Genomic DNA, 19459 nt, shown 5'->3' with positions numbered 1-19459 from the left:
GGGGAACTATCAATGTTTTTTAATGGTTTTAATCCTATGAAAAAAGAAGAAAAAGAAGAAAAAGAAGAAAAAGAAGCAAAATCGAAAGCGAAAGGTTTCTTTCAACGATTAAAAGAAGGCCTTGGTAAAACTACGAAAGACTTTACTGGCAAGTTAGACGCCTTATTGATAGGATATAATAAAATTGATGATGAGTTATTTGAAGAATTGGAAGAATTGCTGATTATGGCAGACTTAGGCTATGATGCTACAATGATGACTATGGAAAAGCTTCAAGTAAAAGTTCGAGAGTCTAAAGTGGAAGATGCTTCAAAAGTAAAAGGGCTACTGAAAGAAGTGTTGGTAGAACTGTTGTCTGTCGAGAGAGGACATCAATTAAACATAAAAGAAGATCCTACAATTGTTCTAGTAGTTGGGGTGAATGGAGTAGGGAAAACGACAACTATTGGAAAGTTAACCGCATACTGTCAACAGCAGGGAAAGAGTGTTATGCTGGCTGCAGGAGATACTTTTAGGGCGGGAGCTATTCAACAGCTGGAAATATGGGGACAGCGATCTAATGCGACGGTCATTCGTCATCAGGAAGGATCTGATCCAGCAGCCGTTATTTACGATGCTATTCATTCAGCAAAAGCAAAAAAGAATCAGATTTTAATTTGCGACACGGCAGGTAGGTTGCATAACAAAAAGAATTTGATGAATGAACTGGGAAAGATTTTTCGCATATTGGATCGAGAATATCCAGAAGCAAAGAAGGAAGTTCTATTAGTATTAGATGCTACTACGGGTCAAAATGCCATACAACAGGCAAAAACATTTGGTGAAGTGGCACCTTTAACAGGGATTGTGTTAACAAAGCTAGATGGAACGGCGCGAGGAGGTATTATTATACCAATTACCCAGACTTTAGGAGTGCCAGTGAAATTTGTAGGAGTTGGTGAACAGATTGATGATCTACAACCTTTTGATCCAGAAAATTTTGTGTCAGCCTTATTAGATCAATGATCCATTGAAAAAAATGAGATGGGTATTGACTTTTTCTATTCTATTTTGTATAATGCAAAAGTGCTGTAAAGTAAAAAGCCTTTACAGTAAATAGGATAGGTGAGATAATGGAAGAAAAAAACATGCGTATGGTACTTCTTTATGATTTTTACCAGCTGTTGCTTACGGAAAAACAGCAAGCTATGATGGATTTATATTACCAACAAGATTTTTCTTTGGCTGAAATAGCAGAAACTTTATCTATTTCGCGTCAAGCCGTTTACGATCATCTAAGACGGACGGAAAGCACCCTGGAAAAATATGAAACTAAAATGAAATTGCTGGAAAAGCACACACAACAAATTAAAATGATTGAAATTATAGAAGAAAAAATGATCATGTTTAGAAAAGAAATTTTGATGGATGTAATGAAAGATAAAACCATGAATTCCTTAGATGAAATGATTCATATGTTAAAGCAATTAAAAGAGATGAGTATTCAATAAAGGGGTGATCCAATGCTCTTTGAAGGATTAGCGGAAAAACTGCAGAATACCTTTGATAAGTTGAAAGGCAAGGGTAAGTTAACAGAAACGGATGTTAAAGAAGCCATGCGAGAAGTTAAATTAGCCCTACTTGAAGCGGATGTTAACTTTAAAGTAGTGAAAGACTTTATAAACCGTGTTAAGGATAGGGCAGTTGGTGGTGAAGTCTTAGACAGCCTAACTCCAGGCCAACAGGTGATAAAAATTGTGAATGAAGAAATGACCTTGCTTATGGGAAGCACACAGAGCAAAGTTACCTTTTCTTCCTCACCACCAACAATATATATGATGGTTGGGCTACAAGGGTCTGGTAAAACTACTTCTTGTGGTAAGTTGGCAAATCAATTGAAAAACCAACAGAAGAAACCTTTACTAATAGCGGCGGACATATATCGTCCTGCAGCTATAGAACAATTGAAAACAGTAGGGTCTAAGATAGATGTGCCGGTTTTTAGCATGGGAAATCAGGTGGATCCAGTGAATATTGCTAAAGCGGGCATTGAAGAAGCTAAAAAGAACGGGAACGATCTAGTGATCATCGATACGGCTGGACGATTGCATATAGACATAGATTTAATGGATGAGCTTCAACGTATTAAAGAAGCAGTGAAGCCACAAGAAATTCTTTTGGTTGTGGATTCCATGACAGGACAAGACGCAGTAAATGTAGCGGAATCCTTTAGTGAAAAGGTAGGAATTGATGGTGTGATTCTTACTAAGTTAGATGGGGATACACGTGGTGGTGCAGCACTTTCCGTCCGTGCTGTCACAAAAAAGCCTATTAAGTTTGTGGGGATGGGAGAAAAAATCGAAGAGTTTGAACCATTTCATCCAGATCGGATGGCTTCGAGAATTCTTGGAATGGGTGATGTTTTAAGTCTTATAGAAAAAGCTCAAACCAATTTGGATATGAAAAAAGCTCAAGAGCTAGAAAAAAAAATGCGAACTCAACAATTTACATTTGATGATTTTTTAGATCAGCTGCAGCAGATGAAAAACATGGGATCTATGAAAGATATTTTAGAAATGATTCCAGGTGCTGGTGGAAAGCAATTGAAAAATTTGGATGTAGATGAAAAAGAGTTGGTTTATATAGAGGCTATCATTCAATCGATGACAAAGGAAGAACGGACAAATCCAGGTGTTATCAATGGAAGTAGGAGAAAGAGGATAGCGGTAGGGAGTGGTACAAGTATTCAGAAAGTTAATAAGCTCTTAAAGCAGTTTGAACAAACCAGAAAAATGATGAAGCAATTTACGGACATGGAAAAAGGAGCCAAAAAAGGTGGTAAGTTTAAACTACCTTTTCCAGGATTTTAAATAAGTTCTAAAGAGATACTTTGAAGGAGGTGAGAAAATCATGGCTGTTAAAATAAGAATGAAGCGTATGGGTGCAAACAAAAAGCCGTTTTACCGAATTGTGGTAGCCGACAGCAGAGCTCCTCGAGATGGTAGATTCATTGAAGAAATCGGATATTATAACCCAGTTTCAGAACCGAAGCAATTCAAAGTAGACCCAGAAAAAGCGAAAAAGTGGATGAGCAATGGTGCAAAACCAACTGAAACGGTTCGGATTCTGTTCAAAAAGAACGGGGTTCTTGAATAGTTTTGAGTTCTAAGGAGGATGGAGTCATGGGCTATTTAGTAGAGTTGATTGCAAAATCACTTGTAGACCATCCTGAAGAAGTTCGCGTTAAAGAGATTGAAAGCAATCAATCCATTATCGTTGAACTAAAGGTAGCGTCAGAAGATATGGGTAAAGTTATTGGCAAACAAGGACGTATTGCGAAAGCTATTCGCACAGTGGTGAAAGCAGCTTCCACTGGCGAAAGCAGAAAAGTGATCGTAGAAATTCTTTAATCCTGCCATTGCGGTTGGTACTCTGGAGGCGGAAGAATGCAATTCTTAAAAGCAGGGGTAGTGAGCAATACTCATGGTGTGCGAGGTGGCTTAAAAGTTAAGTGTTTGGCAGATGATCTGGAACGATTTTTGGAATTACAATGGATATACACCAAAGATCCAGAAAAACGCCATATCATCCGCGATGTTGTCATACGCCCAAAAGATGTTCTGCTGTTTCTGGAGGGGGTTGATACGATGAATCAAGCGGAGGCAATGAAAGGTAAATATCTCTATACTGATGAAACCCAGCGAAGAGAGTTGTCAGAGGATCAGCATTACATTGCAGATTTAATAGGGTTGAAAGTTTATGATGTGAACAACCGATTTATTGGAACGGTTGATCAAGTCCTTCCAACTGGTGCCAGCGATATATTGATGGTTCAATCAGTTGAACCAAACAAACACCATATGATACCTTTGGTCAAAGCTTTTGTCCAAGACATCTCAATGGAAAAAGGATGTATTGTTATAGATCCTATTGAAGGATTGATCACATGATCATTAAGGTATTAACCTTATTCCCGGAAATGGTAGACTCTGTTTTCGAGTATAGCATTCTGGGACGAGCTCAACAAAATGGTGTTGTTGACATTGAATCTGTAAACATACGCAATTTTTCTACAAATAAGCACAGCAATGTTGATGATTATCCCTTTGGTGGTGGATATGGCATGGTAATGACTCCTCAACCCATAATAGATGCACACCGAGCTCTACGGGAGAAAATACAAAAAGATGAAAATCTTCGAACCATATACTGTACACCAAAAGGAAGGGTTTTTAATCATGATCTAGCGATGGAGTTATCACAAGAAAATGCATTGATTTTTTTATGCGGCCACTATGAGGGTATTGACCAACGCGTGATCGACGAAATAGTAACGGATGAAATTTCTATTGGTGACTATGTATTGACGGGTGGAGAACTACCAGCAGCAGTTATGATTGATTCGGTTGTTCGCTTGTTGCCTGGTGTTCTTAGGCAAGAAGCGAGTTATGAAGAAGAATCTTTTTACAATGGATTGCTTGAATACCCACATTATACTAGGCCACGTACGTACAATGGAATCCATGTTCCGGAGGCACTGTTGTCAGGAGATCATGCGAGAATTCATGAGTGGAGAAAGATTCAATCCCTAAAAGAAACATGGTTAAAAAGACCTGATCTGCTGAAAAAAAAACAACTGACTGAAGATGAAAAAGCACTACTGAGTAAAATTCAAGAAGCTTTGGAAAAAGGTGAAATGTAGTTGCTATCCCCAAATGTAAATGCTATAATAGCACCGTTAATACAGACGCTCCTCTGGCATTCAATGCTTATGAACGTCTTTATAGGAAGGAGGAACAAATAATGGAATTAATCAGATCATTAGAAGCAGTTCAACTTAAAAAAGATCTGGAAGTTTTTAATACTGGTGACACTGTGAAAGTCCACGTGAAAGTAAAAGAGGGCACCCGAGAACGAATTCAGGTTTTTGAAGGAATTGTCATCAAAAGACAAGGTGGAGGAATTCGTGAAACTTTTACTGTGAGACGTATTGCATCAGGTGTTGGCGTAGAGAGAACCTTCCCGGTTCATTCCCCTAAGATTGATAAAATTCAAGTTGCAAAACGTGGTAAAGTGAGAAGAGCTAAACTTCACTATATAAGAAAACGTATTGGTAAAGCAGCTTTTAAAATTAAAGAAAAGAAGTAATTAAAAGGGACTGTTGATCAGTCCCTTTTAAAACTGTAAGACTATTTTACATGATGGAAGTGATGGCAAGATGAAAATAAATTGGTACCCGGGCCATATGAAAAAAACCCAAGAATTATTGCAAGAACAATTAAAAATGGTTGATGTTGTGGTGGAAATATTGGATGCACGTATTCCAGAAAGTAGTCAAAATCCTCAGATCGAAAAATTGGTTGCTCATAAAAAAAGGTTAGTATTATTAAATAAATCTGACCTGGCAGACGAAAAAGCGACTGAAAATTGGCTGAAATATTTTGCTGAACATGGAAAAATCGCAGTAGACGTGAATGCAATAGAGAATAAGACGGCCTCTAAAGTAATGCAACATCTACAAATTCTGTATCAAGAAAAATCAGAACAATTGAAAAAAAGAGGTCGAATACCTCGTCCTGTAAGAGTAATGGTTGTGGGGGTACCTAATGCAGGGAAATCCACGTTAATTAATTTGTTGGCAGGTAAAAAACGAGCGAAAACAGGAGATAGACCTGGAGTTACTAAAGGGAAGCAGTGGATCCGAATTCAATCAACGATAGAACTATTAGATACGCCTGGTATCCTGTGGCCAAGATTTGAAGATGAGAAGACGGGAATTCGACTAGCTCAAACAGGGGCTATCAAGGATGAAATATTGGATGTAGAGACTCTTGGATATAAATTGTTGGAAGACTTACTCAGGCTTTATCCAAAATTCTTAATTCAACGTTATGGAGAATTTGAGAATATAAAAGAGCCTGTTAAGGTGATGGAAACTATTGCTAAAAGAAGAGGATGCATCTTAAAAGCTGAGGAAATTGATTACTTACGAGTTGCTAATATCATCTTGGATGAGTTTAGAGGAGGGAAATTAGGACGTATATCCCTCGAAGAACCCAAAGTTTCAGGAGGACTTAATGGAACAATTAAAGATTGAAAAACAATTATGGGATAATGGCTACCAAAAAATTGCATGCTGTGACGAAGTAGGTCGGGGATGTCTGTTTGGAGACGTGGTAGCCGCAGCGGTTATTTTACCTCCCTATTTATATATCGAAGGCGTTAAGGATTCCAAAAAACTATCGATGAAAAAGAGAGAATTACTGTATGACCTTATTCAAAGTCAAGCACTGGCTATTGGAATTGGAACAGTAGAAGCATCGGAAATAGATGAAATTAATATTAAACAAGCAACTCGCAAAGCGATGAAAATGGCAGTTCTTAATCTCAAAACAAAGGAAGGAACTAGGATTCAACCAGAGCATATGCTCATTGATGCAGAGTCTTTGGATTTACCATATTCTCAAGAATCCCTTCTTAGAGGCGAAGATAAATCCCATGGAATTGCTGCGGCGTCAATTGTTGCTAAAGTCTATCGAGATCGAAGGTGTCAGCAATGGAATGAAGAATATCCTTTATACGGCTTGGATAAACATAAAGGCTATGGAACAAAACAACACCGGGAAGCTATTTTGAAATATGGTCCATCTGAAGGTCATCGAAAAAGTTTTCTGAAAAAAATCCTAGCAGAAAAGTAGGGATTAGGAAATGATGAAATCATTAGGAAAAATGGGCGAAATAAAAGCAAAGAAGTATTTAGAATCAAGAGGATATTTCATCTTCTGTGAAAACTATCGCACTCGAATAGGTGAAATTGATTTAGTTGCTTTTCACGAGGATACATTGGTGTTTATAGAGGTGAAAAGCAGAAAATCATCAAAATATGGACTTCCTAGAGAATCGGTAACACCGCAAAAACAGCTAACCATTCGGAATGTGGCGATGATATACATAAAACAATATAAAAAAACAAAAACCAAAATTCGTTTCGATGTGATTGAAGTGTATCAGGATAGAGAACCATGGTATATTCAACATATTCTCAATGCATTCTAAAAAAGCACTGTGGAGAGGGTGTGACAGGGTACCGTGTTAGCAAAAGTAATTACTGCCAATTTGATAGGGTTACAGTCAGATAAAATTGACGTAGAAGTAGATACTGCTAATGGCCTGCCAGCTGTAAACATTGTCGGATTGCCAGATGTAGCTGTTAAAGAATCTAGGGATAGAGTAAGGGCGGCGATCGACAACAGCCATATGGAATTCCCTATGCAAAGAGTCACAGTTAATTTAGCACCTGCGGATCTTCGTAAAGAGGGGACTCATTTTGACCTCCCTATAGCCATGGCAATTCTTGCCTCTACAGATCAGGTGAAAGGGGCCTTACTGAAGGACACGGTTGTCATTGGTGAACTTTCTTTAGACGGGACTGTGATGGAAGTTAATGGATTACTGCCCATGATACTTGAAATGAAATCTCGTGGTTATCGGTGTATGATCCTACCTTGGGGTAATCGGCAGGAAGCCATGTTAGTAGAAGGTATTCAATGTTACTTTGCTACTCACTTAAAGGAGTTAGTGTCTGATTTAGAAAGAGGCCTTTCCTTTGGAGTTACCAGTGGTACAATCGAGGATGAAATTCATACAGAAGAAAGTGAGGAAGACTTTTGTGATATAAGTGGTCAAGATAGTTTGAAGAGAGCTATGGAAATTGTAGCCGTTGGAAGTCATAATTTATTGATGATAGGGCCACCAGGATCTGGTAAGACCATGGCTGCTAGAAGACTTCCCAGCATATTGCCGGAACTGAATTTTGAGGAGTCTATGGATGTAGCTGCGATTTATAGTGCGTCTGGATTGCTAAAAAAGAATGTAAGATCTTTAAAGACTCGACCTTTTCGTGACCCTCATCATACGGCATCAGCGGTTTCTTTGACGGGTGGAGGACGTGTGCCAAGGCCTGGTGAAATTTCATTGAGTCATCATGGAGTACTGTTTCTAGATGAATTACCTGAATTTGATAAAAGAACTTTAGAAATTTTGAGGCAACCGCTGGAAGATGGTAATGTAACAGTCTCTAGATCTGCTGGAACTTTTTCATTTCCGGCACGTTTTATGATGATTGGCGCTATGAATCCCTGCCCTTGTGGTTATTATGGATTTGAAGAAAAAGGGCGGGTTTGTCATTGTGCTCCGCATCAAGTACAACGATATGTTCAGCGAATTTCAGGACCATTAATGGATCGAATGGACCTGTTTTGCGAAGCTCGGCGTATTGAATACGAAGATTTAGTCATGCCAAAATTTGCTGAGTCTTCAGCCACTATAAGAGACAGGGTGATGAAAGCTAGAGAATTTCAATGCCAACGTTATGCAGGAAAAGACATACGAAATGCATATTTAAGTCCATCGCAGATCAAACAATATTGTCATATGGAACCTGAGGCTGCTCAATTAATGCAGATAGCTTTTGAAAAAATGAAACTTAGTGCTCGAGCATATCATCGGCTTATGAAAGTAAGTAGAACCATTGCGGATTTAGATTTTTCTGAAGAAATTAAAGAAAAGCACTTGGCGGAAGCTCTTCAATTCAGATCTATTCCATATGTCCAAAGGAGCTGAGGAAGATGGATCAAAGAAGATTGGCACTTATCAGCCTAAATCTGGAAGGTATTACTGCGGTGAAAGATTTGCTTAATATTGAAAATTATGTTGAGGGTTTTCAGAACCTTTGGCAGTTAAATGAATCCTGTTTGCGGGAGATATTTCCTATGGCATCTGAAAAAAGGAAGAGAATCCATAGAATCCTCAAGAACGCTGATGAATATGTGGAGAAAATAAAGACCATTGAAAAGAACTTCACCATATATACGATTTTTGATAAGGAATATCCATCTGAGCTACATCATATTTATGACCCACCCTATGTGCTCTATATAAAAGGAAGATATAAAAATGATATTCCTCTGATTGCGATGGTAGGCGCTCGTAAAGCTTCAGCCTATGGAAAGTGGGCTGCAGGAGAATTTTCGCGACAGTTAGTTCAATTTGGTATAGGGATTGTTAGCGGACTTGCTTTTGGTGTGGATACAGCTAGTCATCAAGGTGCTTTAGATGCAGACGGTTATACGATAGGTGTATTAGGTTGTGGTATCGACCAAGTCTACCCAGCAGCTAACCGACGGATGTACCAAGAAATAGAGGCTGTGGGAACTATTATATCCGAATACCCTCCAGGTACACCTCCGCAAAAACACTTTTTTCCTGCTAGAAATAGAATCATTAGCGGGCTTTCATACGGGGTATTTATTTTGGAAGCGGGCATTAAAAGTGGTTCTCTGATTACTGCTGAATTTGCTATGGAGCAAGGGAAAGAAATTTATGCCTTACCAGGTCATATTAATCATGGTCTTAGTCAAGGGACCAATCGGTTAATACAAGATGGTGCTAAAATGGTTTTGAAACCTGAGGATATTGTGGACGAGCTGTATAGTAAACAACTAATCATGCAAAATCAACGAACTCCAGTGCCGGATTCTGTGAAATTAAGTAAAAAAGAAGCAGTGGTAGTAGAACTAATTCGAGACAAAGCGATTTCCATAGATGAATTGGTTTTTCATACAGGCTTACCAGTTTCTGAAATGAATAGTTTGATATCAATCCTTGAACTTAAAGGTCTAATACAGCCCATAGCTGGCAAGCTGTTTACATCCTGCCCGTAAACTGATATAATCGAGCATGAATTTTTAAACAAGGATAAATGAGGTGTTAGTTTGGCAAAGTCACTGGTGATCGTGGAGTCACCTGCAAAAGCAAAAACGATCAAAAAATTTCTCGGAAGTCATTATACGGTTAAGGCTTCAGTTGGACATATTATTGATTTACCAAAAAGTAAAATGGGAGTAGACACAGAAAATGATTTTGAACCTCGCTATATTACAATTCGAGGTAAAGGTCCAATTTTAAATGAAATCAAAAAGGAAGCAAAAAAAGCAAAAAAGATTTTTCTCGCAACGGATCTTGATCGAGAAGGAGAAGCTATTTCATGGCATTTAGCTAATGCTTTGAATATTGATGACGATGAACCTTGTCGAATTGTATTTAATGAAATTACGAAAAATGCTATCAAAGCAGCTGTGAAAAGCCCGCAAAAAATCGATCTAAATCTGGTGGATGCACAACAGGCTCGTAGGGTTTTGGATAGGCTAGTGGGATACAAACTGAGCCCATTGCTATGGAAAAAACTACGCAAGGGACTTAGCGCTGGACGTGTTCAGTCAGTTGCAACTAAGATGATTAAGGACAGAGAAGATGAAATTAATCAATTTATTCCTGAAGAATACTGGAGCTTGGATTTGGATGTGATAGATAAGCAAAAAAACTCTATGACAGTACAGTTTCAAAAAGACGAAAAAGGGATCAAGGAACTTAAAAATAAAGATGAGGTGCAAAGAATCCTTAATCTTATTGAAGAAAACCCCCTTATAGTGGCAGAGGTAAAAAAAGGCGAAAAGAAGAGAAATCCTTCAGATCCTTTCACCACTAGTACCCTTCAGCAGGAAGCATCGAATCGGATAGGATTCGCAACTCGAAAAACCATGGCGGTGGCCCAACAATTATATGAAGGCATCGATGTGAAAAAAGAAGGAACCGTTGGATTGATAACCTATCTACGAACAGACTCAATTCGTATAGGAGACGATGCTCATCAGGCAGCACTAGATTTTATTATAGATCAATATGGCGCTGAATACACCTCTGAATTAAAAACCACTAAAAATAAAAAGAACGAATCTTCTGTCCAAGATGCACATGAAGCCATACGGCCAACGGATGTACGGAGAACCCCTTCTGCTATTAAAGACAGCTTAAGCAATGATCAGTACAAGCTCTATAAAATGATTTGGGAACGATTTGTTGCCAGTCGCATGGCTCCAGCGGTATTCAACACCATTAATGCTGTTTTGAATATCGAAGGATGCTCCTTTAAAGCGAATGGATCTATTTTGAAGTTTGAGGGCTTTTTAGAGGTGTATTCTTTTGCAAGCAGATCTAAAGATCAGCTGTTACCAGAACTTAAAAAAGGCCAATTGTTTTATATTGTCAAGGATTATCCAAAGCAACACTTTACCCAACCACCAGCTAGGTATACAGAAGCTTCATTGGTTAAAACCATGGAAGATTTGGGGATTGGTCGTCCCAGCACCTATTCCCCGACTATTAGTACTATTTTATCTAGGGGGTATGTAGAGAAAGAAGCAAAGAACTTAAAACCTACAGAACTTGGTATTTTAGTTACGACTTTGCTAGAAGATTATTTTAGCAAAATTATAGATGTTCATTTTACTGCTGGGCTAGAAAAAAGACTGGATGCGGTGGAAGAAGGAAAAGAAGAGTGGAAAGAAATTATTAGAGAGTTTTATGGTCCCTTCGATGAAATGATTGAATATGCAGATCAGCAAGTTGAAGAAGTTGATTTTGTTGAAGAAAGTGACGAAATTTGTCAGACTTGCAATGCATCTATGTTGATTAAATACGGTCGTTATGGTAAATTTCTTGCTTGCTCCAATTATCCAGACTGCACAAACACGAAACCTTTTATAAAAAAAATAGGTCTTTCCTGTCCTGCTTGTGAAGTAGGTGAAGTAGTGGAAAGAAAATCAAAGAAAGGTAGATTGTTTTATGGATGCAGCCGTTTTCCAGAGTGTCGTTTTGTTTCTTGGAGTCGACCCGTAGAAGAGAAGTGTCCAGAATGCGCCTCTTATATGACGTTAAAACGATTTAAAAAAGGCGATCAGTTTGTATGTTCCGACAAAGATTGTGGATACAAAAGAAAAATATCAATGGAAGAACAAGAAAAATATAATTGAATTTTTTGAATTATTGTGTTAGGATTTCATTAGTGCATACTAATAACAAATCAAATATATGAGAAGAGAATTGAAGGAGGTTATTTAATGTCAACTGCATTACTTCAAAAAACAAGAAGAATTAACCAAATCTTACAGAAATCCAGTGATAATGCTGTTTCATTTAATGAACTGTGTAGAACACTTAGTGATATTCTGGATGCCAATGTGTATGTGGCTAGTGCTCGTGGAAAAGTGTTAGGGGTAAGTTTGACGGATACATCGGATTGTCCAATTATTTTGGATGAGCAAACTGGTGAAAAAAGATTTCCTGATGAATACAATGATCAGTTATTACAAGTGTCTGAAACTCAAGCGAATATTACAAAAGATGCTTTACTTAAAATGTTTAAGTATGATGTAGAAAGTTACAATAAGCTGGTTACTGTTGTATCAATCGATGGAAGTGGGAAACGCTTAGGAACTATGGTCTTAGCAAGACATGATCAAGAATTTTCTGATGAAGATCTAGTGATGGTTGAATACAGCGCAACGGTAGTGGGGATGGAAATATTGAGGGCGAAAACCGAAGTTATGGAAGAAGAGGCACGGCAAAAGGCTGTAGTAAAAATGGCCATCGATACGCTCTCTTATTCGGAATTAGAAGCTGTTGAACATATTTTCACCGAACTCAATGGTATGGAAGGTTTATTGGTAGCTAGTAAAATTGCGGATCGAGTTGGAATAACCCGTTCTGTAATTGTGAATGCCCTTAGAAAATTTGAAAGTGCTGGCGTGATTGAATCGCGTTCCTTAGGAATGAAAGGAACACATATTAGAATATTGAACGAAAACCTGCTCGAGGAACTGCAAAAATTAAAGCGATAGTGAGCAATTGATTTAACGGAAAAGAAGTCACTTAGATGGCTTCTTTTTACTATCAAGAACTTTTTAGAATCTCTAATATTGTTATTCAGAACCGATATATTCAAGAATCACTAATACTATAGTCCTGAACCAATTTAATTAAGAATTATAAGGCGAAACAATAGGGGTTTTATGGTACAATATTCCAGTGGATCAATGAAAGTTCCTGCTGACGATGAGTAGGTTTTAATAATGTTCAAGGGATTTTGATCGTGCACTAATACTTTAGTCCTTAACCAGTAGGATTGAGTGTTTTAAAGAGAAACGAACTAGAAATTATGATACAATAATAAAGTGTGTTAATGACATTTTTTTATGCGTGTTGAGTTTGATTAGTGAAAAAATATGGTATAATTAACGATAAGAAATTGTGTGCGTTTTCAAGGAGGTGCTTGAATGAATAATCTATATAATAACGTTAACTTAATGGCAAAAGCCATGGATGCATCATGGGCGAGGAATGAGAGTATCGCAAATAACATAGCGAATGTTAATACTCCTGGGTATAAAAAGGATACAGTAGAGTTTGAGGGACTTTTAAAAGATTCGCTAAAAAGAAACACCCTAGTCGGGACCATCACAAACCCACGACATATCCCTATTGGACAAACAGATAGCTTATCTGTTAAACATCAGAGGGTTCAGCATCAAAATTACAGTACAAGACGGGATGGCAACAATGTAGATATCGATGTAGAAATGGCAGAAAGAGCCAAAAATGAACTTTGGTATCAGTCCTTATCCACTCGTGTCAATGGACAGTTTCAAAAGTTGCGAACTGTTATATCAGAAGGGAGTCGTTAAAGATGAGTATATTCAACTCTATTAATATTAGCGGTACTGGACTGACGGCTGAAAGATTCCGAATGGATATCATTTCTAAAAACATTGCGAATGCAAATACTACTAGAACAGCAAATGGAACTCCTTATCGACGTCAAGTAGTAACCTTTCAGGAAAAAGCAGATAAAAAATCATTTTCTCACCATTTAAGAAAGAGTATTAGCTCTGCTCAAAATCAGCAAGGGGTTGAAGTGACAGGCGTTCACAATGATCCGTCTCCTTACAAAAATGTTTACGACCCAGGTCATCCGGACGCTAACGAAGAAGGATATGTACAAATGCCCAATGTCGATACCGTAACCGAGATGGCTAACATGATATCGGCTTCACGTGCCTATGAAGCCAACATAACAGCCATGAACTCAACCGTTAGCATGGCTATGAGGGCTTTAGAAATTGGACGTTAGGAGGAATAATGTAGATGCACATAAACAGTGTTTTGAATCAAAATGTTCAGGGCCTTGGTCTTTTTCATCAAAATACGAAGGAACAGACTAACTCTTTTACAGATTTTCTTGGACAAGCAGTGAATGACGTGAATCAATTACAACTAGATTCCAATGAGTATTCAGAAAAGCTTGCTATTGGAGAGGTTGAAAACATTCATGAAGCTATGATTGCTTCTCAAAAGGCAGATATATCAATGCAAATGATGTCTGCTGTAAGAGGTAAGATAATGGATACATATCAAGAAATAATGCGAATGCAAATTTAGCAACACCAGAAAAGCTGAGGTGAAACGAACTTAAATGGCAGAATCATTGGAGAAGATACGTTCGCAGTTGAATGAGTATTTTGAAAAGTTTGACCGTAAACAAAAAATTATAATGGCAATTGTAGCGATTTTAGTGTTGGTTTTGCTAACGGGTCTTATTCTATATTTTACACGAACAGATTACACAGTGTTATACAATGATTTGGATCCGCAACAGGCGGGAGAAGTCATGGAAACCCTTGAGGCCAATGGCATTAGTGCTCGCCATGGAGCGACCAGCAGGATAATTGAAGTACCTTTAAAAGATGAAAAAAAGGCACAGGTGTTAGTTGCTACAGAGGGCCTACCTTCCTCTCGTTTTTCATTTGAGGATGCGTTTACTGGGAGTTCTTTCATGATGACCAGTGAAGAAAGGGCTCAGCGTATGCAGTTGGCGCAAAGGAATTTTCTAGCATCCACTATAGAAGAAATTCAAGGTGTTAGGAAAGCTGTGGTTAATATTGCTATTCCAGAACGTTCTGGTTTTGTCCTAGTAGACGAACAAACACAAGCCCGTGCTTCTGTATATTTAGATCTACATAGTAATACCCAACTTGAGTCCGAAAGCATAAACGGTATTGCGGTTTTAGTGGCCAACGCTGTTGATGGGCTTGATCATAATAATGTTACCGTTCACGGACCTGATGGACGTGTTCTTAGTCAAGATAGGGACGCATCAGATGCTAGCATGGATGTGGGAAACCAATTAACACTACAAAAAACCGTACAACAAAATTTAGAGAACAGCGTAACTGACTTTCTGTCTACGGTATATGGATATGGGAATGTAGTGGTTATGGCTAATGTTAAACTTGGATTTGATACTGATGTCACAGAAATTATTGAGTTTTCGCCCCCTATAGAAGATGAAACAGATGGGATTGCAAGAAGCCTACAACAATTGGATATACGTTCGGAATCCGTAGGAGCTGGAGAAGTTCCTGGTACAGATCCAAACACCGAAGATATTGTGCAATATGTTGAACAGGACGGGTATACTTCAACATATGAGGAAGCCAGTAGGACTATTAATTATGAGATCAACGAACTAAGACAGCAAATTGTTCGAGCACAAGGGCAGGTCCAGGATATTACCGTTGCTGTTTACCTTAATAGCGATGCCCTTCCAGATGGAGATATGACAGATGAGGAACGGACTGAACTGATGGATATTATTTCAGCTGCCGCTGGACTAGACACTCGTGTCGTGCAAGTAGGTGTCCAGCAATTTGAAACACCAGTCTTACCAGATTTTGATGCGGACCCAGAAACCTTAATCCCTTGGTGGCTATGGGTGATTGTGGCTCTTTTGGTAGCGGCCATAGGCATCGTTATTTATCGTCAGTTCATTAAAAAGAAAGATATAGAAGAAGAAATTGAAGAAGGATTACCAGCCATAGACTCACATGAGGATGTAGACATGGATATGGCAGGTTCTGAAGTAAAGCAATCGATTGAAAAGCTTGTGAATAAGAATCCAGAAGCAATCGCCAACCTACTGCGCAATTGGCTTTCTGAAGATTAGAGGTGTCGAGTATGAGCAAACGCGGATCAAAAGCTGAATTAACAGGAAAAGAAAAGGCAGCAACACTTTTGATCAGTTTGGGTCCAGAGTATTCTTCGAAAATTTTCCAACACTTAAACGATGAAGAAATTGAAGAATTGACTTTGGAAATTGCAAATATGAAAAGGGTACCACCAGACGTGAAAGAAAAAATTTTGGAAGAGTTTCACCAGATTTGTGTGGCTCAAGAGTATATTTCTGAAGGTGGGATTAATTATGCAAAAGATGTTCTGGAAAAGGCATTGGGGTCCCAAAAAGCCATGGATATTATTAACAAGCTAACGGCATCCTTGCAAGTAAAGCCTTTTGATTTTGCTCGAAAAGCAGATCCCAGCCATCTGTTTAACTTTATTCAAAATGAGCACCCACAAACTATTGCATTAATCCTGGCATACTTACCTTCAGATCAATCATCGCAGATTATTTCTTCTTTGGAGCAAGAAAAACAAACAGAAGTAGCTCAACGAATTGCTACCATGGATCGCACATCTCCTGAAGTGATTAAAGAGGTAGAAATGGTTCTTGAAAAGAATCTTTCATCGTTAGTGAATCAAGATTATACAAGCGCTGGAGGTATTCAATCGATAGTTGATATTCTTAATGCTGTAGATCGCGGAACGGAAAAGAACATAATGGATACTCTGGAAATACAAGATGCTGAGCTGGCAGAAGAAATCAGAAAGCGTATGTTTGTGTTTGAGGATATTATAAATCTTGATAGCGCTTCTATTCAGCGATTCATTCGTGAAATTGATAATAATGATATGGCTATTGCTCTCAAAGGAGCTACTGAAGAATTGGCTGATGTATTCTTTGGAAACATGTCCAAACGAATGGCTGAAATGATCAAAGAAGATATGGAATTTATGGGACCTATCCGATTAAGAGATGTAGAAGAATCACAGCAAAAAATTGTTAATGTCATCAGAAAACTGGAAGAAACAGGCGAGTTAATTATTGCTCGTGGTGGAGGAGATGACATCATTGTTTAAAATATACAAGTCTAATCAGATTCAGGTTGGTGAAGGGAGGCGAATAGAGGTTAAGACTTCTATTGTGAGAAAGCCTGAACCTTCAGAGTCTGATCTAGAATCAGAAGAAATAGCTATGAACATTGAAGATCAACAGGCTGCAATAGATGAAATGGTTGAACAAGCAGAAGACGAAAGAGAGACGATGTTAAAAAAAGCAAGAGAAGAGTCGGAACAAATAATACTGGAAGCTCAAGAAAGAAGCAACCAAATAATTGAAGAATCAAAAGATAAAGGATACAAACAAGGTTATGACAATGGTTTCGAAAAAGGTCAACAGCATGGATATGAGGAAATGAAGAAACTTGTAGATGAAGCTGCTCTTTTAAAGCACCAGGTTTTTGAAGAGCAAAATGCAATGCTTAAGGATTTAGAAGAAGAACTGGTCAATCTTGTTATCAAAACCGTTAGACGTGTTATTCAAGCAGAGCTTCAAGAAAACCAGGAACTTACGTTTAATTTGATTGAAGAAGGTCTCAAGGAGTGTAATTATACAGAAAGCTTGATTATTCACATCAGTGACATTGATTATGATTTAATTTATGCGTATAAAAATCGAATTTACCTGATGGCGGATGGAATTCGTGATATTGAGATTCGCAGTGACCCATCTGTTGGCCCTGGAAGTGTTGTCATAGAGACTGTATCGGGACAGGTGGATGCCAGCGTTGAAACACAAATTAAAAAAATTGAGTCCGTTTTCTTAGATTTATTGAAGAGTGAGGAATAGACCATGGCAATTTCACTAAAAAAATATGAAAAAGCACTTGATCATATGGACCTGATTAAATATTACGGAAAAGTGTCCCAAGTAATTGGTTTAACAATTGAATCGAATGGTCCATCTGTGAAAATTGGTGAAATATGCAAAATTGACACTTTCAGGAAAAAAAGTACTTTGTTGACAGAGGTAGTGGGGTTTAAAGAAAAGAAAGTCTTGCTAATGCCCTTAGGTGATATGGAAGGAATTGGTCCTGGAAGCCGTGTGGAGGCTACTGGGGCAACACTAGAGGTGAATGTTGGTCATCATTTATTAGGAAGAGTGCTGGATGGTCTTGGCAATCCATTGGATGATAAAGGACCTCTACAAGCATCTAAATCTTATCCAGTGATGGGTCAACCTTTGAATCCCCTCGAGCGAACCAGGATAAAGGAACCACTGCCTTTAGGGGTTCGTGCCATTGACTCTATGTTAACCTGTGGAAAGGGCCAAAGAATTGGTATTTTTGCTGGGAGTGGTGTTGGAAAAAGCACCTTACTAGGAATGATTGCTCGAAATACCCAAGCAGATGTCAATGTAATAGCTCTAATTGGAGAACGTGGACGTGAAGTCAAAGAATTTATTGAAAACGATTTACAAGAAGATGGATTGAAACGATCGGTTGTTATTGTGGCTACGTCGGATCAGCCCCCTTTAATACGAATGAAAGGCGCCCTACTAGCTAGTGCTGTAGCGGAGTTTTTTAGGGATCAGAGCTTTAATGTGATGCTAATGATGGATTCTATTACGAGATTTTCTATGGCGCAGCGTGAAATTGGGCTTGCCATTGGAGAGCCACCCGTTACCAAAGGGTATACCCCTTCTGTTTTCTCGGTACTACCCAAGCTACTCGAGCGATCCGGAACTTCTTCCAAGGGTTCAATTACTGGTTTGTATACAGTGCTAGTAGATGGTGATGATATGAATGAACCTATTGCTGATGCTGTAAGGGGAATCCTAGATGGTCATGTTGTTTTGTCGAGAAAATTAGCTAATAAAACACATTTTCCAGCTATTGATGTGCTAGCAAGTTTAAGTCGTGTTATGCCAAATATAGTTTCTAAAGAACAGATTAAAGCATCGAATGACGTGAAAGAAGTGTTATCAACCTATCAGGAAGCGGAAGATTTAATCAGTATAGGAGCGTATGCCAGGGGTTCTAACCGAAACATTGATTTTGCCATTGATAAAATTGACGCTATTAATTCCTTTTTGCAGCAAGATGTTAATGACAAAAGCAACTATGAAGAAACATTAGATGAATTGAAAAGTCTATTAAATGCTTAAAAGGAGCTGAACTATATGGATTCCAGATTCCGGTTCCGATTTGATGTTATTCTGTCATACAAAGAAAAGCGAGAAGAAGAAGCGAAACAAGTGATGGGGGAAGCTGTAACGCAAATGGAATTGGAAAAAGAAAAGCTTCTCTCCCTAAAGAATCAACATTCGGTAGCGATTAATAAGTGGAATCAAAACCTTGGTGAACAGCAGCGAATTCATGAGATGCAGTTGAAGTCTAATCAAATACAATGGCTGATGGATATGATAGAGCTTCAAAAAATAGCATTGTTAAAAGCTGAAGAACACGTTGAAAAATGCCGATTACAACTAGTAGAAGCAAAAAAAGAAATGCGTAAATTTGAAAAAATCAAGGAAAAAGACTATGAACATTACAGAGCTGAAGAAAAAAAACTGGAAGCTTCTCAAATAGACCAGTTTGTATCACATAGAAGCGCCACCAAATAAGGAGGC

23 protein-coding genes are annotated in these 19459 nt (G+C 38.3%); all 23 read left to right on the top strand.

Annotation, left to right across the window (positions count from 1 at the left end):
- Positions 1 to 12 precede the first annotated feature (12 nt).
- The 23 genes from ftsY (at position 13) to fliJ (ending at position 19453) form a co-directional block, all read left to right on the top strand.
- Positions 13 to 1005, top strand: coding sequence for a signal recognition particle-docking protein FtsY (gene ftsY / locus ACZ47N_RS00795; RefSeq protein WP_464887238.1), 993 nt, complete (start codon positions 13 to 15; stop codon positions 1003 to 1005).
- Between the two features lie 107 nt (positions 1006 to 1112).
- The gene (gene ylxM / locus ACZ47N_RS00790; protein WP_464887237.1) at positions 1113 to 1490 is read left to right on the top strand and encodes a YlxM family DNA-binding protein; all 378 of its coding nucleotides are present in this window, start codon (positions 1113 to 1115) and stop codon (positions 1488 to 1490) included.
- A 12-nt stretch (positions 1491 to 1502) separates the two neighbouring features.
- On the top strand, positions 1503 to 2849 hold the full coding sequence (ffh, locus tag ACZ47N_RS00785; protein ID WP_464887236.1) for a signal recognition particle protein: 1347 nt from the start codon (positions 1503 to 1505) through the stop codon (positions 2847 to 2849).
- Between the two features lie 40 nt (positions 2850 to 2889).
- A complete protein-coding gene (gene rpsP / locus ACZ47N_RS00780; protein ID WP_464887235.1) occupies positions 2890 to 3135 on the top strand; it encodes a 30S ribosomal protein S16 in 246 nt (81 codons plus the stop codon).
- A gap of 26 nt (positions 3136 to 3161) precedes the next feature.
- Positions 3162 to 3389 (top strand): KH domain-containing protein, encoded by a 228-nt coding sequence (locus tag ACZ47N_RS00775; RefSeq protein WP_464887234.1) that lies wholly within the window; start codon positions 3162 to 3164, stop codon positions 3387 to 3389.
- Positions 3390 to 3425: 36 nt separating this feature from the next.
- Positions 3426 to 3929: a ribosome maturation factor RimM gene (gene rimM, locus ACZ47N_RS00770; RefSeq protein WP_464887233.1), complete on the top strand. Its 504-nt coding sequence runs from the start codon at positions 3426 to 3428 to the stop codon at positions 3927 to 3929.
- Complete coding sequence (trmD, locus tag ACZ47N_RS00765) at positions 3926 to 4681, top strand: tRNA (guanosine(37)-N1)-methyltransferase TrmD (protein WP_464887232.1); 756 nt, start codon at positions 3926 to 3928, stop codon at positions 4679 to 4681. Before rimM ends, trmD begins: the two co-directional genes overlap by 4 nt.
- Before the next feature lie 101 nt (positions 4682 to 4782).
- Entirely contained in the window at positions 4783 to 5127 is a 345-nt protein-coding gene (gene rplS, locus ACZ47N_RS00760; protein WP_464887231.1) for a 50S ribosomal protein L19, read from the top strand.
- Positions 5128 to 5224: 97 nt separating this feature from the next.
- A complete protein-coding gene (gene ylqF, locus ACZ47N_RS00755) occupies positions 5225 to 6076 on the top strand; it encodes a ribosome biogenesis GTPase YlqF (protein WP_464887230.1) in 852 nt (283 codons plus the stop codon).
- Positions 6057 to 6677 (top strand): ribonuclease HII, encoded by a 621-nt coding sequence (locus ACZ47N_RS00750; protein ID WP_464887229.1) that lies wholly within the window; start codon positions 6057 to 6059, stop codon positions 6675 to 6677. Before ylqF ends, ACZ47N_RS00750 begins: the two co-directional genes overlap by 20 nt.
- A gap of 10 nt (positions 6678 to 6687) precedes the next feature.
- Entirely contained in the window at positions 6688 to 7035 is a 348-nt protein-coding gene (locus tag ACZ47N_RS00745; protein ID WP_464887228.1) for a YraN family protein, read from the top strand.
- A gap of 33 nt (positions 7036 to 7068) precedes the next feature.
- A complete protein-coding gene (locus ACZ47N_RS00740; protein WP_464887227.1) occupies positions 7069 to 8601 on the top strand; it encodes a YifB family Mg chelatase-like AAA ATPase in 1533 nt (510 codons plus the stop codon).
- A 5-nt stretch (positions 8602 to 8606) separates the two neighbouring features.
- Entirely contained in the window at positions 8607 to 9701 is a 1095-nt protein-coding gene (dprA, locus tag ACZ47N_RS00735; protein ID WP_464887226.1) for a DNA-processing protein DprA, read from the top strand.
- 51 nt (positions 9702 to 9752) lie between these two features.
- Complete coding sequence (gene topA / locus ACZ47N_RS00730; protein WP_464887225.1) at positions 9753 to 11849, top strand: type I DNA topoisomerase; 2097 nt, start codon at positions 9753 to 9755, stop codon at positions 11847 to 11849.
- 87 nt (positions 11850 to 11936) lie between these two features.
- Positions 11937 to 12716: a GTP-sensing pleiotropic transcriptional regulator CodY gene (gene codY / locus ACZ47N_RS00725; protein WP_464887224.1), complete on the top strand. Its 780-nt coding sequence runs from the start codon at positions 11937 to 11939 to the stop codon at positions 12714 to 12716.
- A 435-nt stretch (positions 12717 to 13151) separates the two neighbouring features.
- Positions 13152 to 13559, top strand: coding sequence for a flagellar basal body rod protein FlgB (flgB, locus tag ACZ47N_RS00720; RefSeq protein WP_464887223.1), 408 nt, complete (start codon positions 13152 to 13154; stop codon positions 13557 to 13559).
- A 2-nt stretch (positions 13560 to 13561) separates the two neighbouring features.
- Positions 13562 to 14005 (top strand): flagellar basal body rod protein FlgC, encoded by a 444-nt coding sequence (gene flgC, locus ACZ47N_RS00715; protein ID WP_464887222.1) that lies wholly within the window; start codon positions 13562 to 13564, stop codon positions 14003 to 14005.
- Between the two features lie 14 nt (positions 14006 to 14019).
- Complete coding sequence (fliE, locus tag ACZ47N_RS00710; RefSeq protein WP_464887221.1) at positions 14020 to 14313, top strand: flagellar hook-basal body complex protein FliE; 294 nt, start codon at positions 14020 to 14022, stop codon at positions 14311 to 14313.
- A gap of 34 nt (positions 14314 to 14347) precedes the next feature.
- The gene (gene fliF / locus ACZ47N_RS00705) at positions 14348 to 15877 is read left to right on the top strand and encodes a flagellar basal-body MS-ring/collar protein FliF (protein ID WP_464887220.1); all 1530 of its coding nucleotides are present in this window, start codon (positions 14348 to 14350) and stop codon (positions 15875 to 15877) included.
- Between the two features lie 11 nt (positions 15878 to 15888).
- Positions 15889 to 16908 (top strand): flagellar motor switch protein FliG, encoded by a 1020-nt coding sequence (gene fliG / locus ACZ47N_RS00700; RefSeq protein WP_464887219.1) that lies wholly within the window; start codon positions 15889 to 15891, stop codon positions 16906 to 16908.
- On the top strand, positions 16901 to 17677 hold the full coding sequence (locus tag ACZ47N_RS00695; RefSeq protein WP_464887218.1) for a FliH/SctL family protein: 777 nt from the start codon (positions 16901 to 16903) through the stop codon (positions 17675 to 17677). Before fliG ends, ACZ47N_RS00695 begins: the two co-directional genes overlap by 8 nt.
- 3 nt (positions 17678 to 17680) lie before the next feature.
- Positions 17681 to 18994 carry a flagellar protein export ATPase FliI gene (fliI, locus tag ACZ47N_RS00690; RefSeq protein WP_464887217.1) on the top strand — a complete coding sequence of 438 codons (1314 nt, stop codon included), beginning with the start codon at positions 17681 to 17683 and terminating at the stop codon, positions 18992 to 18994.
- Between the two features lie 15 nt (positions 18995 to 19009).
- Entirely contained in the window at positions 19010 to 19453 is a 444-nt protein-coding gene (fliJ, locus tag ACZ47N_RS00685) for a flagellar export protein FliJ (protein WP_464887216.1), read from the top strand.
- Positions 19454 to 19459: the final 6 nt, after the last annotated feature.

This window comes from Tindallia texcoconensis (assembly GCF_055383815.1).
The sequence above is the reverse complement of the archived record's forward strand: the minus strand, read 5'-3'. Positions and strand labels throughout refer to the sequence as shown.